Raw genomic sequence first — 14383 nt, forward strand, 5'->3', positions numbered from 1 at the left:
ACAAGTCGGTGCTGCCGCTATTCCATCACCCGCGTCAGATAATCGGCCGTGACGCTCGGGCCTGGAATGATCGCAACGATCTTCATCTGGGCGATCGTGCGGTTGACGGAGGCATCGAGGTGGCTCTCCATCATAGCGGCAGCGGCCGTCGCCGCGCCACGCATCAGCAGCTCGGCGATCAGCCGAAGCTCGGTGATGATCGCCGGATCGCCGGGAAGGCCAAGGCGGCGAAGCAGCCGCTCGGTCGCCGTCACCGGCAGAAGATTGTTGCGGATCAGATCCTTCAGCCGTTCGTTCGGTGTCGCCAGAACGCAGGTTTCGATGAAGTTGGACTGGATGGCCTCGACCGCACCGAGATAATCTTTCGGCTGTTGCTGCTCGAGCGTGGAGAGGCGGGTAAACAGATCGGTCAGGACGGCGTGGTCGATATGCCCTGCTCCGACAACGATAGCCTGTGGCTCCAGCATGCGCCGCAGAACGAAGTGATCCTTGACGATCTGGGCCGTCAGCGGACCGGCGATCCAATGCGAACTCTGGTTCTTGCGCACGAGCCCGCGCTCGCGCAGCCGGGTCAGCACGTCGCGCACGACGGTGCGGCTGACGTTGAAATGGTTTGCAAGCTCGATCTCGACGATGCGGTACTGGCCGAACACGACGCATCCGGCCACATCCGCCTCGACGGTATTGTAGATGCGCTCCCAGGACGACCGGCTCTGGAGTGCCTCGTCGGCATGGCTTGTAATGTGCAGTCCAAGCGTCTTGATATCGGTGCGGTTGGGCTCGATGCCTCGATTCGGCGCTCCGACGAGATAGCCCCGGCCGCTGAAGCGATGCAGAAGCCCCTCGATTTCAAGGGTTTGCAGCGCACGTTGAACGGGCGCGCGGGAAATTTGCAGGATGTCCGCAATGGGACCTTCGAGCAGCACCAGACCCTCCGGCAGAACGCCGTCGATAATGTTACTGCGCAGAATATCCTCGGCGATTTCGTATCGCTTCTGCGCGGTCGACCTGGTTCGATCTTCGGTCATGAAATCCGGCGCTTTCCCTCTGGCCCATGTCCTAAATTCAGTTTTACGCATTTGCAGGGAGCAAGGACAGGCAAAAATAAAATGATTATTGAATACAATGTCACGATAAAATTCATTTTGTCGAGAGAGTGAATGAATGGGTAGCGACCTCGGGCTGAGATCGACATGATAAAGGCACCCGCATTCTGCCGCTTGATGAGCTGCTCCGGTTTATTGCCAGTTTTCTTGGGAATAGTTCTCTTATGAGACTGCAAAGTGTGTTTTGACTTGCGTAGAACGTTTGCGGCACGAAAAGGTGCGCTGGCTTTTAAGGGGTGACCACTGTGTCTTCGGGGTGCGCCGAGCCGACATGTCTTGATTTTGTAAAAGCCTATTGAATACAAAAACCATTCGTGTCATAGTTTTTGTAATGCAGGCGCTCGCAAGAAGCGTAACAGGTGGAACTTCTTAAAACGCCAAGGAACATCTCTTGACGCGCGTGTGATGTTTTGCGCGAACGGCTTTTGCTTGCCTGCCGGGACCTATCAGCGGTTCGGGTATGGGCGAAGCTTTGCCGGTAGAATGTTCCTTGCCTTTGGAACTGGCAGAATAGCGATGTCGGCAGCTCTTCAACTCATGAACGTCTCGAAATCCTACGGCGACCTCAAGGCGCTGGACAGGGTCGAACTGGCCTTGCCCGATGATGCCTATATCTCGCTTCTCGGCCCGAGCGGGTCCGGCAAGACCACGCTTCTGCGGGTGATTGCCGGTTTCGAGGAGCCGGAACAGGGCGCGATCCTGTTCGGCGGCAAGCGGATCGACGGCATCGCGCCGCACAATCGCGGTATCGGTTTCGTCTTCCAGAATTTCGCCCTGTTTCCGCATCTTTCGGTCTCGGAAAACATCGCCTTCGGCCTTGTCAACCGCGAGCTCAACCCGGTCACCGATGCCGCCAGCGTCAAGGCCAGGGTGCGTGACATCATTTCGCTGGTCGGACTGACGGGCCTTGAAGACCGGGCCGTGACGCAGATTTCCGGTGGCCAGCGCCAGCGCGTCGCTCTGGCCCGCACGCTGGTGACCGAGCCGAAGATGGTTCTGCTCGACGAGCCGCTCGGTGCGCTCGACGCCAATCTGCGCTCCCGGATGCGCACCGAACTGCGTGCTATCCGCGAGCGCTGCGGCGTCACCTTCCTGCATGTGACCGGCAGCGAAAGCGAGGCGCTCGCCATGGGCGATACGGTGCTGGTGCTTGACCGTGGGCACATCGCCCAGTCCGCTCACTCCGATCTCCTCTACAACCGCCCGGCATCGCCTGCCGTCGCGCGCTTTCTCAATTGCTACAATCTGTTTTCCGGCAGTGTTACCGGTGATGTTTTCGTCAGTCCGACCGGACGATTTGCGCTGGGGGGCTTTCGCCAGCCGGCATCGCAGCCTGCCTATGCGATCCGCTACGACCGGGTCGATATCCGCGAGCAGAATGCGCCGGTCCTTCAGGGGGAGGTGCGTCTAGAGGGCAATTTCGTCGCCAGCGAATATTCCGGGGCGGCAATCAATTCCTTCTTTGCGCTCGATGACGGCCGAGTGTTCGAGGTGGAAACGCACCTCAGCCGCTCCGCACCGCAAACCTATGTCGAGAAAGGCCGCTACGCGCTGGTCTGGAAGCGGGAGGACGCTCTTGTCTTTGCCTGAAAACGCCCTGCCTGAAAAAGTCCGGTCGCAAACGCCCTTGCCTGTTCTGGAGAATGAGAGATGACGATGGTCGCGATTGGCGATGAAGCGCAGGTCGAAACGACCAGCAAACGGAAGCTCTCCGGTCCCGCGCTCTGGCTGCTGGCGCCCGGCGTGATCTGGATGGTGCTGTTTCTGGTGCTGCCGATCCTGATGATGGTCTATGTCTCGTTCTGGACGCAGACGACCTTCAAGATCGAACCGATCCTGACGCTGAAGAGCTGGATCACCTTCTTCAGCAGCGAGACCTATCTGGGTGCGCTCTGGACGACGGTGCGCATCTGGCTGATCGTGCTGGTCTCGACGGTGCTGGTCGGCTATCCGGCCGCCCTTTTTGTCGGTCTGTTCGTCAGGAACAAGACGATCCAGACCGTTCTTCTGGTCCTCTGCGTCATTCCCTTCTGGACCTCGTTCCTTATCCGCGTCTTGGCTTGGCGGCCGATGCTCGGCAAGGAAGGTGCGATCAACCTGATCCTGATGAAGATCGGTGTCGTCCAGCAGCCGATCGAGATCCTGCTGTTTTCGGAACTGTCGGTCATTATCGGCATGACGCAGATCTACTGCGTCTTCATGGTCGGTCCGATCGCTTTCATGCTCGGCCGTATCGATCCATCGGTGATCGAGGCTGCACAGGATCTGGGTGCCAGCTTCGGCCGCATCTTCCGCACCATCATCCTGCCGCTGTCCATGCCGGGCGTGGTCGTCGGCGGCATCTTCGTCTCGGTTATGGTTCTTGGCGAATTCGCCACCTCGGCCGCACTTTCGGGCCGCAAGGTCAACCTGCTCGGCAACATCATCGTTACCCAGGTCGGGTCGCTTAAATGGGCCTTCGCGGCGGTGGCCGGCGTGGTGCTGACGATCCTCATGGGCGCCGTGGTCGCTGCCCTGCTCAGGATCGTCGATCTCAGGAAGGAGCTCTGATCATGAACGCAACCGGCATCAAATTCGGTCTCGGCACCTATACCGCGCTCTTCCTTGTCTTCCTGTACGGGCCGCTCGTGGTTCTGGCGATCCTGTCGTTCCAGACAGGGCCGGAAGGCGGACCGCAGTTTCCAATCATCGAATGGTCGACCTACTGGTACAAGCATCTCTTCGGTCTGACGCCGCCCTCGCGCATCGCACCGTTGCCGATCGAGCAGGCACTCGTCCGGTCGATGGGGCTGGCGGTGATGACGATGATCGTCTCGACGGTTCTCGGTGTTTCGGCAGCGCAGGCGTTCCGCCGCAAGTTCAAGGGCTCCGGCTTTGTGTTCTATCTGATCGTGCTTGGCATGATGGTGCCCGGCGTGCTCGTCGGCCTCGGCATGGCGCTGGTTGCCAACTCGCTCGGGATCGACCGCCATTGGTGGGGCACGGCCTTCGTGCTGCACGTCGTCTACACTTTCCCCTTCGCCTTTCTGGTTATGCTGGCCATTTTCAACCGCTTCGATCCCAGCGTCGAGGAGGCGGCCTGGTCGCTCGGGGTCTCTCCGGCGCGCACCTTCCGCAAGATCACCTTTCCGCTGATCTTTCCGGGCGTGCTGTCGGCCATGCTGTTCGCCTTCACGCTGTCTTACGACGAGTTCTCGCGCACGCTGTTTGCCTCCGGCCGTGACCTGACGCTGCCGCTGGCCATCTACGGCACTTTCTCGGTGGAAGTGCATCCGAATGTCTTCGCCTTCGGGGTGCTGACCACACTGTTCTCCTTTGCGCTGCTGGGCACCTACGCCGTGCTGATGACGCTGTCGGTGCGCCGCGCCAAGCAGATGGCAATCCAGGAGGAGGCGTGATGGTGACGCAAAAGCGCTCGGCGATCGTCACGGGTGCCGGCTCCGGTATCGGCCGGGCCATCGCCCACAAGCTGGCGGCCGTGGGCTACGCGGTGATGGTCAACGATCTGTCGCTGGTCCGGGCCGATGCGGTCGCCGGTGAAATTCAGGCGGCAGGCGGAACGGCTGCCGCCATTGCCGGGGACGTGTCATCCGAAGACGACGTGGCTGCCGTCCACGCCGCTGCGGTGACGGCGCATGGCAAGACGCACCTCCTCGTCAACAATGCCGGCATCGCCCATCAGGCGCTGTTCGAACATCTCGAGGTCAAGGATTTCGACCGGATGTTCGCCGTGCATGTGCGCGGCACCTTCCTGATGACCAAGGCGGTGCTGCCGGCGATGCTGGACCGCGGCGAGGGGGTCGTCGTCAATGTCGCCTCGCAACTCGGCCAGATCGGCGGCGTCGAGCTTGTGCATTATTCCAGCGCCAAGGCGGCCATCATCGGGATGACCAAGGCGCTGGCCCGCGAGGTTTCCAAGCGCGGCGTGCGGGTGAACGCCGTGGCGCCGGGGCCGATCAACACACCGCTGGTGATGGCGCTGTCCGACGACTGGCGCACCGCCAAGAAGGCCGAACTACCACTTGGGCGTTTCGGCGAGCCTGAGGAAGTGGCCGAAACGGTCGCCTTCCTCGCATCGCCGGCAGCGAGTCTGTTCGTCGGCCAGACGCTCGGGCCGAATTCCGGCGATGTGATGCTGTGAGAGGGACTAAACCATGACTGGACCATCGAAACGTATTGCCATCGTCACCGGCGCCGGGATCGGCATCGGGCAGGCGACGGCCAAGGCGCTTGCCGCGCGGGGCGACCACGTCATCGTCACCGACATTCTGGAAAAGCAGGGAATGGAGACAGCGCAGGCCATTCTGTCGGCTGGCGGATCGGCGGAATTCGCGCTTTACGACGTGCGATCGACCGAGGCCGCCGAGGCGCTGGTGGCAGACGTAGAAACCCGCCACGGCGGTATCGATGTGGTCGTCGCCAATGCGGGGATCGCACACCGCACGCCGCTGGCAGATCTCACCGACGAAAAGTGGGACCTGACCTTCGATATCGATCTCAAGGGCATTTTCCGGCTGGCGCGGGCGGCGGCTCCCGGCATGCGTTCGCGCAAATCCGGCAGCATCGTCGCGCTCTCCTCGATCATGGGAATTGCCTATGGCTGGGACGAGCATGTGCATTATTCGGCGGCCAAGTCCGGCGTCATCGGCCTCGTGCGCGGTCTGGCCGTGGAATTGGCGCGAGACGGCGTGCGGGTCAACGGCATCGCGCCCGGATACATCCGCACGGCGCAGCTTCTGTCGGAAGAAAATTCTCTGGGTCCGGCGGGCGCTGAAAAAGCCGCCGAATTCATCCCGATGGGGCGGCTCGGCACGCCCGAGGATATAGCGGATGTCATCGCATTTCTGGCGTCGAACGACGCGAGATACATGACCGGCCAGGTGCTGGTCGTGGATGGGGGCCTCTTGGTGGGGCGCTACTGAACCGTCAAGGCTGCATGGCGAGCGTTATCGCCGCCTGCGGCCTGCGGAGACTGAAGAATGGGCCGCGATCAAACGGGGTTCGGGGAACAACAATCAACTGGAGAAGAGACATGTCCAACATGGAAATCAATCGCCGCTCCCTTCTGAAGCGGTCCGCAGGCATGATGGCGCTCGCCATGGGCGGCGGCACGCATCTTCTGTCGTCTCGCGCAGCCTATGCCCAGGCTGCCGATCTTGCCGGCCAAAGCCTGCGCACCATCGGTCTTTCGGTGACGGTTCAGGAGCGTATTCTGGAAGAGTTCAAGAAGGCGTCCGGCGTCGGCAGCACGTCCGGCACGGCGGCGACCTTCCCGGATGCACAGACCAAGATCCTATCCGGTTCGAAGGATTACGATTGCTGGGAAATCATCGCCGAGCGCCTGCCGTCGATCGTCATGACCGACAATGTCGAGGTCATCCCGGCCGCATCGTTGAAGAACTGGGCGAACATTCGCGAGGTGTTCACCAAGCCGAGCGACAAGTGGGATGTGAAATCGCAGATCACCGGCCAGATCTGGGCCGACGAGGCGCAGACCACGCTCAACATGGTGCCTGCCGTCTATAACTACGATTCGATCGGCTACAATCCCGATGTCGTCAGCGCCGAGGAAGCCAACACCTGGGCGGCGATCTTCGATCCGAAGTGGAAGGGCAAGTCCGGCCTCAACACCGACCCGCTGATCGCTTTCGGCCAGGCCATCATGGCGATGAACACGCTGGGCCTTTCCGATGTCAAGAACCCCGGCAATGCGACGGCGGCGGAAATCGACGAGGCGGCCGCATTCCTGATTTCGAAGAAGAAGGAAGGTCAGTTCCGCGCGCTGTGGGGTGATTTCGGCGAGCTCGTCAACTTGATGGCATCGGGCGAAATGGTCGTCTGCGACGCCTGGCAGCCGGCGGTCATGGCCGTCAAAGCGCAGGGCAAGCCCTGCAAGTACGCGGTGCCGAAGGAAGGTTATCGCGGCTGGGCGATCGGCCCAACGATGATTGCCGGTACGACCAATAAGGAAGCCGTTATCGCCTATGCCGACTACTGGCTTTCCGGCGAGCCGGGCATCGCGGTTTCCGAGCAGGGCTACTATTCGCCTTCGACGAACATCAAGGATGTCATGGCGCCGGAGAAATATGCCTTCTGGTATGAGGGCAAGCCCTGGGTCGGCGCGGAAGAGCGCGGCATCAAGGAAGGCGATCTTCGGGACGGTGGTTCGCTTGAGGAGCGCGCGGCTAATGTCGCCTATTGGCACCAGTGGCCGGATGAATACGACCACCTCATCCAGAAGTGGGATGAGTTCCTCAGCGCATAAGCTTCTTTCTACCCTCCCCCTCTCAAGGGGAGGGTACACAATCAGACGTATCCCACACCGTCCGGAGCAACCCCATGATCTACGACCTCGAACTCAGAAATGTTGGCAAGGTCTACGACAACGGCACACCGGCCGTCATCGATTTCAACCTTTCGGTCACCAAGGGCGAGTTTATCGCGTTTCTCGGACCGTCCGGCTGCGGCAAGACGACGACGCTACGGATGATCGCCGGCTTCGAGGGGATTTCCTCCGGCGACATGATGATCAAGGGCATGCGGATGAACGACGTGTCACCGCAGGGGCGGCCGACCTCGATGATCTTCCAGAGTTATGCGTTGTTTCCGCACATGACCGTGCGCCGCAATGTCGGCTACGGTCTGGAGGTCAAGGGCATGGCAAGGGCGGAGCGTGATGCCAAGGTCGATCGCATCCTTGCGACACTCGGCCTGGAGGATATCGCCGATCGCAAGCCGGACAAGTTGTCGGGTGGCCAGCGCCAGCGCATCGCGCTGGCGCGTGGTCTCGTCGTGGAGCCGGATATACTGTTGCTCGATGAGCCGCTCGGCGCGCTCGACGCCAATCTGCGCAAGGCGATCCAGAACGAATTGAAATTGCTACAGAAGACACTAGGCATCACCTTCATCTTCGTCACCCACGCGCAGTCGGAAGCACTGGCGTTGTCCGACCGCATCGTCGTCATGAATCAGGGCCGCATCGAGCAGATCAGCCCGCCGCATCAGCTCTATACAAGGCCGAACACGCCGTTCGTGGCGCAGTTCATCGGCCGCAACACGATCTTTCAGGGCGAGGTGCAGGGCGGCGACGGGGAAAACACCGTCGTGTCCACCCCTGTCGGCATGCTGTCGGGGCGCGCCAATGGTGCCGTGCCCGGCAAGGCCAAAGTCAATCTCGTCATTCCCGCTGAAGCGATCGAGGTGCATGCGGCCGACACCCAGTTGCGCGAGCGTCTTGTCGGCAAGATCGGCGGCAATGTCGTCGATGCGCGGATCGAGCATTTCGCCGTGGTCGGCCACGTCTCGCACCTGACGGCCAGCCTGCCGGACGGGCGTTCCGTCGCGCTCGAGGCCCATATCGATAAATACCAGCCGGAGACCTTTCCGGTCGGCGCCGGCGTTCTTCTGTCGTGGAGTCCGGCGGAAGCAACCGTCATTCCCGTTCACTGAAACGACACTCTCTGACAAGAAACTAAAAGGAGACATAACCCATGGCGAAGGAAATCTTTTGCAGCTTCGGCGTCGACGTCGATGCCGTTGCAGGCTGGCTCGGATCGTATGGCGGCGAGGATTCGCCGGACGATATTTCGCGCGGGCTTTTTGCCGGCGAGGTGGGCAGCCCACGCCTGCTGAAGCTGTTCGAGCGTTTCGGTATCAAGACGACCTGGTTCATCCCCGGTCACTCGATCGAGACCTTTCCGGAGCAGATGCAGGCGGTGGCTGATGCCGGCCACGAGATCGGCATTCATGGCTATACCCATGAAAACCCGATCGCGATGACCCGCGAGCAGGAAACCGAAATTCTCGACAAGTGCATCGATCTCGTCACCAAGCTTTCCGGCAAGCGGCCGACCGGCTATGTCGCGCCGTGGTGGGAGTTTTCCAACGTCACCAATGAATTGCTTCTTGAGCGCGGCATCAAGTACGACCACTCGCTGATGCACAACGACTTCACGCCCTATTACGTGCGTGTCGGCGACAGCTGGACCAAGATCGACTATTCGAAGAAGCCGTCCGACTGGATGGTGCCGCTGAAGCGCGGCCAGGAAACCGACCTGATCGAAATTCCGGCTTCCTGGTATCTCGACGACTTGCCGCCGATGATGTTCATCAAGAAGGCGCCGAACAGCCACGGTTTCGTCAATCCGCACGATATCGAGCAGATGTGGCGCGACCAGTTCGACTGGGTCTATCGCGAAATGGATTATGCCGTCTTCCCGATCACCATCCATCCGGATGTCGCCGGCCGTCCGCAGGTGCTGATGATGCTGGAGCGGCTTTTTGCGCATATGAGCAAGCATCCGGGCGTCAAGTTCGTGACCATGAATGAAATCGCCGACGACTTTGCCAAGCGCTTTCCGCGCAAAAAGTAAACGGCAAGACGAGGAGCGGGCGGTGTCCGCTCCTTTCACATATTTCAAGGAAATACTATGTGCTCGCTGTGCGGGGTTCTCGGAGGAAATGAACACTGGGCCGATGCGGTGGCGCGGCCCGGCGTTTTTACGCGCAATGTCGAGCGGATCGATCGGCGTCGCGAGCGTGCCAACCGGGTGCGGGTGGCAAACCAGGTGCTGGCGGGCTTCGGCATGACGTTGTCGGACTGGCAGGGGGCGTCCTTCGTGCTGGCGACGCGTACCGGCAAAAGCGAAATCATCGAGGATCTCGGGCACCTCTGGCCGGCTGCCGAGCGGCTTTCAGGCCGGATCTGCGATCCGCTGAACATCGACATCATCGAGCGGATGGAGGCCGGGCGTCATGATTGATAGCCCTGCCTTTACCCCCGTCAACCTCTTCACCGGCTTCCTCGGCTCCGGCAAGACGACCTTGCTGAAACGCCTGCTGACCGACCCGGCGCTGGCTGATACGGCCGTGCTCATCAACGAATTCGGTGAAATCGGTCTCGATCATTATCTTCTCGAGCGGATCGATGAGACGATGGTGTTGCTGCAATCGGGATGCCTCTGCTGCACGGTTCGCGGTGAACTGGCTGATGCGCTGCGCGACCTGCATTCCAGGCGCGAGCGTGGGCTCATTCCGAATTTCAAGCGCGTGGTGATCGAAAGCACCGGCCTTGCCGATCCCTTTCCCGTGCTGTCGACGCTGAAGGCCGACCCGGTGCTGCGGCATCACCTCCGGCCGGGCAACGTCATCGCGACGGTCGATGCCGTGAACGGCATGCGCCAGCTCGATACCTATATCGAATCCAACCGGCAAGCGGCGATCGCCGACCGGCTGATGTTGACGAAGACGGACATTGCCGATGAAGACGGTCTGGACCTTCTTCGGGAGCGGCTGCGGCGGATCAACCCCGATGCCGCTCTGCTATCGACGGCCGATAAGGAGCTGGATGTCGCGGGGCTGTTTGACGAGGCTGTTGCCACACGTGGCAGCATCGCTCAATCGCCGAGCGGCTTTTATTGCGAAACGCCGGCCATGCTGAAGACGGCCGACGGCGGCACCCATCGGGCGGCTGTCACCTCCTTCGTCATGAGCGTCGAGGGCGCCATAGACTGGACTGCGTTCGGCGTCTGGCTGACCATGTTACTCCACCGGCACGGCGAACGGGTGCTGCGGGTGAAGGGCATCCTCAATCTTGAGGGCGAGGCCCGGCCCGTGGCCATCCATGGCGTGCAGCATCTTGTTCACCCGCCCACGCATATGGCTGCCTGGCCCTCGGACGATCGCCGCTCGCATCTCGTGTTTATTGTTGACGGACTCGATGCCAGTCTGCTGAAACGGTCCTTCGAGGCCTTCACCCTCGCAGGACCGGTGCCCTCCCTGGCCGGGGGAGCACCGTCAGCACGACAGGACGTCCAGACCTCTTGATGAACAAGCATCAGCCAAAGCCGCAACCACCTGCCATGCCTGCACTCCATCTTCAGGGCAGGCCGAAGCTGCGCGTACTCGGCACGGCGATTTCCCTGCTGGAGGAACTACGTCTGCAGGCCGAGCAGGATCTCGGCATCGACGTCACCTTCGACAATAACGACTTCCTGACGACGCAGCATAAGGCGGCGCAGGAGCCGGGTAGCTACGATATTTACGACCAGTGTTTCCACAATCTGGATATCGTCTGGTACTGGCGCGCGGTGCAACCGATTGATACCAGCCGGATCAAGCTCTGGTCTGAGATCAACGATCTCACCAAGACCGGCCACATCGGCCCGAATGCGCGGCTGGGACAGGGCGATGTACCGGCCAAGAAGCTGTTCGTACAGCCGAACCTCGCGCTTGGCGATACGCCATCGCCGCGCATTTCGATGTTGCCGACGACGCACAATTTCGACAGTTTCGCCTACCGTACTGACGTGGTGAAGCATACCATCGAGATGAATTCCTGGGCGTCGCTGCTGAACGAGAAATGGGCGGGCCGCGTCTCCTTGGTCGATGAGCCGGCCATCGGCATTTTCGATGCGGCGCTGGCCGCGCAGGCGGCAGGACTGATGTCGTTCAACAATATCGGCAATATGACGGTGGCCGAAATCGACCGGCTGATCGATCTACTGAAAGCACGCAAGAAGGACGGTTTCTTCCGGGAGTTCTGGCGAACGGCAGAGGATGCCGCTCGCTTGATGGTCGACGGTGAAACCGATGTACAGAGCATGTGGTCGACGGGGATTAACATTCTGAATGGGCAGGGCATTCCCGTCGAGCAGGCGGTCCCCGTCGAGGGCTACCGAGCCTGGCATGGCGGTCTGTGCCTGTCAAAGGATCTGAGTGGCCGGATGCTTGATGTCGCCTACGAATATCTGAACTGGTGGATATCAGGCTGGCCCGGTGCCGTCGTCGCGCGTCAGGGTTATTACATCTCGACGCCGCAACGTTCCCGGCAGTTCATGATGCCGGCAGAGTGGGATTACTGGTACGAGGGGCTCCCTGCCGCCACCGATCTTCCCGGCCCGGATGGATCGGTGCGAATTCGCAAGGGCAGTATAAGGGCCGGCGGGTCATACTGGCAAAGGGCAAACTGCATCGCCGTTTGGAACACGACGATGGATGAACACAATTATCTCGTCCGCCGGTGGATGCAGCTTGTCGGACGGTAGAAGAGGAAATGGATGATGCCGTCTCACGGTGGAAAAACAGTCGCCCAGCTTTCCGTGCTGATCCAGAACGGCGCGCTTGATCCGGTGGCGCTCGCTGAGGAAACATTTATCGCCATTGACAGCTGCAAGGACCAGTCGATCTTCGTCAACCTGCTGGAACAGCGGGCGAGGGCTGAAGCCGCCGCTTCGTCCAAGCGCATCAGGGATGGTCGTTCGCTTGGCCTGCTCGACGGCATTCCGGTCGCCTGGAAGGATCTTTTCGATATCGAGGGGCTTGCAACAACGGCCGGCTCCACCGTGCTCAAAACATCGGTACCCGCAACTCGGGACGCCGATGTCGTTGCGGCGCTTGCCGGGGCCGGCATGGTCAGCATCGGCCGGGTCAATATGAGCGAGTTTGCCTTTTCAGGGCTCGGCATAAATCCTCACTACGGAACGCCGCAGAACCCGGCCTCGACCGATGGTGCACGGTTGCCCGGCGGTTCTTCGTCCGGCTCCGGCGTTGCGGTGGCATCCGGACTGGTGCCGGTTTCGATCGGGACGGACACGGGCGGATCGGTTCGCATTCCGGCAGCCTTCAACGGCATCGTCGGCTACAAGGCAACCCGCGGCCGCTATTCCATGCGGGGTGTTTTCCCGCTGTCGAAAAGCCTCGATTCGCTCGGGCCGCTCTGCCATACCGTGCAGGATGCGGTGTGGATCGATGCGGCGATGCGCGGCCTCGGCACACCCGATGTTCGCCGTAGCTCGGTCGAGGGTCTTTCGCTCGTCGTTCCCGAAACCATCGTTTTCGATGATGCGGAAGCGGGCGTGGTGTCGGCCTTCGAGGTGGCCTTGAAGCTGCTGGAAAAGTCCGGGGCAAAAATTCGGCGGCAGGCGTTTCCGGCCTATGCCGCAATCTTTGAGCTGATGGCGAAATACGGCCCGCTGGTGACGGCCGAAGCCTTCGTGCTGCACCGGGAACGTTTGGCGGGACCGGAGGCCGAGGGAATGGACCCTCGCGTGGTTGCTCGCACGCGGCTGGGCGAGAAGATCACCATGACAGGCTATATCGAGACGTTGGCCGCCCGTGAGCATCTGATGGCGGAATTTGCGTCAAGCATCGGACCGGGCGAACTGGTCGTGTCGCCGACCTTGCCGCATGTCGCGCCCCTGACCGCACCGCTTTTGACCAACGACGAGCTTTTCGTGAAAACCAATGCCAAGACGTTGCGCAACACGCTGATCGGCAACTTCCTCGACGGCTGCGGTGTCTCGATCCCCTGTGGCGCCGGCGACGCCGGCATGCCTGTCGGTCTGCTCCTTTCCGGCTTGCCGAATGGCGACGAGCATTTGCTTTCGGTCGCGCTGGCCACAGAAGAAGCCATACGATAGCTCCAATCTGACTGTGCTATGCTTGCTGATTGCTGAAGCACTCGGTCTGTACTGACTTCGCGAGGATTACCTTCTAGCGTGATGCTCCGCGCTCGGCATGACAATGCAGGCGTGATCACGATCGAGATAAAGAGGATGTCATTCCTCCTCATCGATGAGAGGCAAGGATTGCGACCGCGCCTCATATCGCGGTTGTTCAAAGACATATCCCTCACAAGCGGGAGCGGCCGCTTGCAGGGTCTTCTTCTTGACCGCAATCCCAATCATTGAGCGCTCACGCCATCCCCCAGCCCAGCCGATTCAGGTGGCGGATTGTGGCTGACGCCGATGAGCACCGTCGCAGACATTCAACACTTTCAATATTTCTTCTTGAGAACGATCTTGTTGCTGCGGGGTCCGCTCACGACCGGTGTTCGGTCGCTGATTTCGGCAAGCAGGCTCCGCCATTTCGAGGCGATCGACGCCCAGGGCACCGCTTGCGACAGCTGCCTGGACCGCGCACCCAGGTTCATGGGCATGGGTGGCCTTGATCCGGATCAGCCGGTGCGATGCGACCGAGCTTGATCGGTAACTTCCCGAAGGCGCCGCCGTCTGTTTGAGGATTCATCCTCAAAAAGGAAGTCAAACGGAATTCCGGCTGCTGAAACAATCGCCCAAAGGACTCGATACTCGGATTTACCTTGCCGGCTTCAGCCGTGACGCGATCGGATTGGCCAGATTGGCTTTAACTGCAAGCGCGCAGGGGGCTCGTTGAAGCTCCATTCAGGCGAAGAGCGTCACCTCTGAAAATCCTTCACAACTTGCGCAAAACTATCACCTCTTCTTCATTTTGTGAACATTAATCACCAGGCCCAAGAG

14 protein-coding genes and 1 pseudogene are annotated in these 14383 nt (G+C 60.7%); 13 read left to right on the plus strand and 2 right to left on the minus strand.

Annotated elements, in window-relative coordinates:
• Window positions 1–17: 17 nt before the first annotated feature.
• Window positions 18–1028, minus strand: a complete 1011-nt coding sequence (locus G9X68_RS17750) for a GntR family transcriptional regulator (RefSeq protein ID WP_171603503.1) — start codon at window positions 1026–1028, stop codon at window positions 18–20.
• A gap of 594 nt (window positions 1029–1622) precedes the next feature.
• Here G9X68_RS17750 and G9X68_RS17755 point away from each other — a divergent pair.
• From G9X68_RS17755 to G9X68_RS32330, 13 genes are all read left to right on the plus strand, one after another.
• Window positions 1623–2696, plus strand: coding sequence for an ABC transporter ATP-binding protein (locus tag G9X68_RS17755; protein ID WP_171603504.1), 1074 nt, complete (start codon window positions 1623–1625; stop codon window positions 2694–2696).
• Window positions 2697–2756: 60 nt separating this feature from the next.
• Window positions 2757–3656, plus strand: a complete 900-nt coding sequence (locus G9X68_RS17760) for an ABC transporter permease (RefSeq protein WP_171603505.1) — start codon at window positions 2757–2759, stop codon at window positions 3654–3656.
• Between the two features lie 2 nt (window positions 3657–3658).
• Complete coding sequence (locus tag G9X68_RS17765; RefSeq protein ID WP_129420984.1) at window positions 3659–4504, plus strand: ABC transporter permease; 846 nt, start codon at window positions 3659–3661, stop codon at window positions 4502–4504.
• The gene (locus G9X68_RS17770; RefSeq protein WP_171603506.1) at window positions 4504–5247 is read left to right on the plus strand and encodes an SDR family NAD(P)-dependent oxidoreductase; all 744 of its coding nucleotides are present in this window, start codon (window positions 4504–4506) and stop codon (window positions 5245–5247) included. The genes G9X68_RS17765 and G9X68_RS17770 overlap by 1 nt, the downstream gene beginning before the upstream one ends.
• A gap of 13 nt (window positions 5248–5260) precedes the next feature.
• Window positions 5261–6028, plus strand: a complete 768-nt coding sequence (locus G9X68_RS17775; protein WP_171603507.1) for an SDR family NAD(P)-dependent oxidoreductase — start codon at window positions 5261–5263, stop codon at window positions 6026–6028.
• Window positions 6029–6138: 110 nt separating this feature from the next.
• Window positions 6139–7371, plus strand: coding sequence for an ABC transporter substrate-binding protein (locus G9X68_RS17780; RefSeq protein ID WP_129420987.1), 1233 nt, complete (start codon window positions 6139–6141; stop codon window positions 7369–7371).
• Window positions 7372–7445: 74 nt separating this feature from the next.
• On the plus strand, window positions 7446–8555 hold the full coding sequence (locus tag G9X68_RS17785) for an ABC transporter ATP-binding protein (protein WP_171603508.1): 1110 nt from the start codon (window positions 7446–7448) through the stop codon (window positions 8553–8555).
• Between the two features lie 41 nt (window positions 8556–8596).
• The gene (locus G9X68_RS17790) at window positions 8597–9478 is read left to right on the plus strand and encodes a polysaccharide deacetylase family protein (protein ID WP_129420989.1); all 882 of its coding nucleotides are present in this window, start codon (window positions 8597–8599) and stop codon (window positions 9476–9478) included.
• 57 nt (window positions 9479–9535) lie between these two features.
• On the plus strand, window positions 9536–9868 hold the full coding sequence (locus G9X68_RS17795) for a hypothetical protein (protein WP_129420990.1): 333 nt from the start codon (window positions 9536–9538) through the stop codon (window positions 9866–9868).
• Window positions 9861–10931 (plus strand): CobW family GTP-binding protein, encoded by a 1071-nt coding sequence (locus G9X68_RS17800; protein ID WP_171603509.1) that lies wholly within the window; start codon window positions 9861–9863, stop codon window positions 10929–10931. Before G9X68_RS17795 ends, G9X68_RS17800 begins: the two co-directional genes overlap by 8 nt.
• On the plus strand, window positions 10931–12151 hold the full coding sequence (locus G9X68_RS17805; protein ID WP_171603510.1) for an ABC transporter substrate-binding protein: 1221 nt from the start codon (window positions 10931–10933) through the stop codon (window positions 12149–12151). Before G9X68_RS17800 ends, G9X68_RS17805 begins: the two co-directional genes overlap by 1 nt.
• A gap of 12 nt (window positions 12152–12163) precedes the next feature.
• Window positions 12164–13525, plus strand: coding sequence for an amidase (locus G9X68_RS17810; RefSeq protein ID WP_171603511.1), 1362 nt, complete (start codon window positions 12164–12166; stop codon window positions 13523–13525).
• A gap of 81 nt (window positions 13526–13606) precedes the next feature.
• Entirely contained in the window at window positions 13607–13795 is a 189-nt protein-coding gene (locus G9X68_RS32330; RefSeq protein WP_319004758.1) for a hypothetical protein, read from the plus strand.
• A gap of 86 nt (window positions 13796–13881) precedes the next feature.
• Here G9X68_RS32330 and G9X68_RS17815 read toward each other — a convergent pair.
• Window positions 13882–14047: pseudogene (locus G9X68_RS17815) on the minus strand (ribosome small subunit-dependent GTPase A); the annotation flags it as partial.
• Between the last annotated feature and the right edge of the window lie 336 nt (window positions 14048–14383).

Source organism: Rhizobium changzhiense (genome assembly GCF_013087625.1).
Taxonomy (GTDB): domain Bacteria; phylum Pseudomonadota; class Alphaproteobacteria; order Rhizobiales; family Rhizobiaceae; genus Rhizobium; species Rhizobium sophorae.

Coding starts and splice junctions, on each gene's coding strand:
- G9X68_RS17750 (WP_171603503.1), bottom strand. CDS start 1,028: ATGACCGAAGATCGAACCAGGTCGACCGCGCAGAAGCGATACGAAATC.
- G9X68_RS17755 (WP_171603504.1), top strand. CDS start 1,623: ATGTCGGCAGCTCTTCAACTCATGAACGTCTCGAAATCCTACGGCGAC.
- G9X68_RS17760 (WP_171603505.1), top strand. CDS start 2,757: ATGACGATGGTCGCGATTGGCGATGAAGCGCAGGTCGAAACGACCAGC.
- G9X68_RS17765 (WP_129420984.1), top strand. CDS start 3,659: ATGAACGCAACCGGCATCAAATTCGGTCTCGGCACCTATACCGCGCTC.
- G9X68_RS17770 (WP_171603506.1), top strand. CDS start 4,504: ATGGTGACGCAAAAGCGCTCGGCGATCGTCACGGGTGCCGGCTCCGGT.
- G9X68_RS17775 (WP_171603507.1), top strand. CDS start 5,261: ATGACTGGACCATCGAAACGTATTGCCATCGTCACCGGCGCCGGGATC.
- G9X68_RS17780 (WP_129420987.1), top strand. CDS start 6,139: ATGTCCAACATGGAAATCAATCGCCGCTCCCTTCTGAAGCGGTCCGCA.
- G9X68_RS17785 (WP_171603508.1), top strand. CDS start 7,446: ATGATCTACGACCTCGAACTCAGAAATGTTGGCAAGGTCTACGACAAC.
- G9X68_RS17790 (WP_129420989.1), top strand. CDS start 8,597: ATGGCGAAGGAAATCTTTTGCAGCTTCGGCGTCGACGTCGATGCCGTT.
- G9X68_RS17795 (WP_129420990.1), top strand. CDS start 9,536: ATGTGCTCGCTGTGCGGGGTTCTCGGAGGAAATGAACACTGGGCCGAT.
- G9X68_RS17800 (WP_171603509.1), top strand. CDS start 9,861: ATGATTGATAGCCCTGCCTTTACCCCCGTCAACCTCTTCACCGGCTTC.
- G9X68_RS17805 (WP_171603510.1), top strand. CDS start 10,931: ATGAACAAGCATCAGCCAAAGCCGCAACCACCTGCCATGCCTGCACTC.
- G9X68_RS17810 (WP_171603511.1), top strand. CDS start 12,164: ATGATGCCGTCTCACGGTGGAAAAACAGTCGCCCAGCTTTCCGTGCTG.
- G9X68_RS32330 (WP_319004758.1), top strand. CDS start 13,607: ATGCTCCGCGCTCGGCATGACAATGCAGGCGTGATCACGATCGAGATA.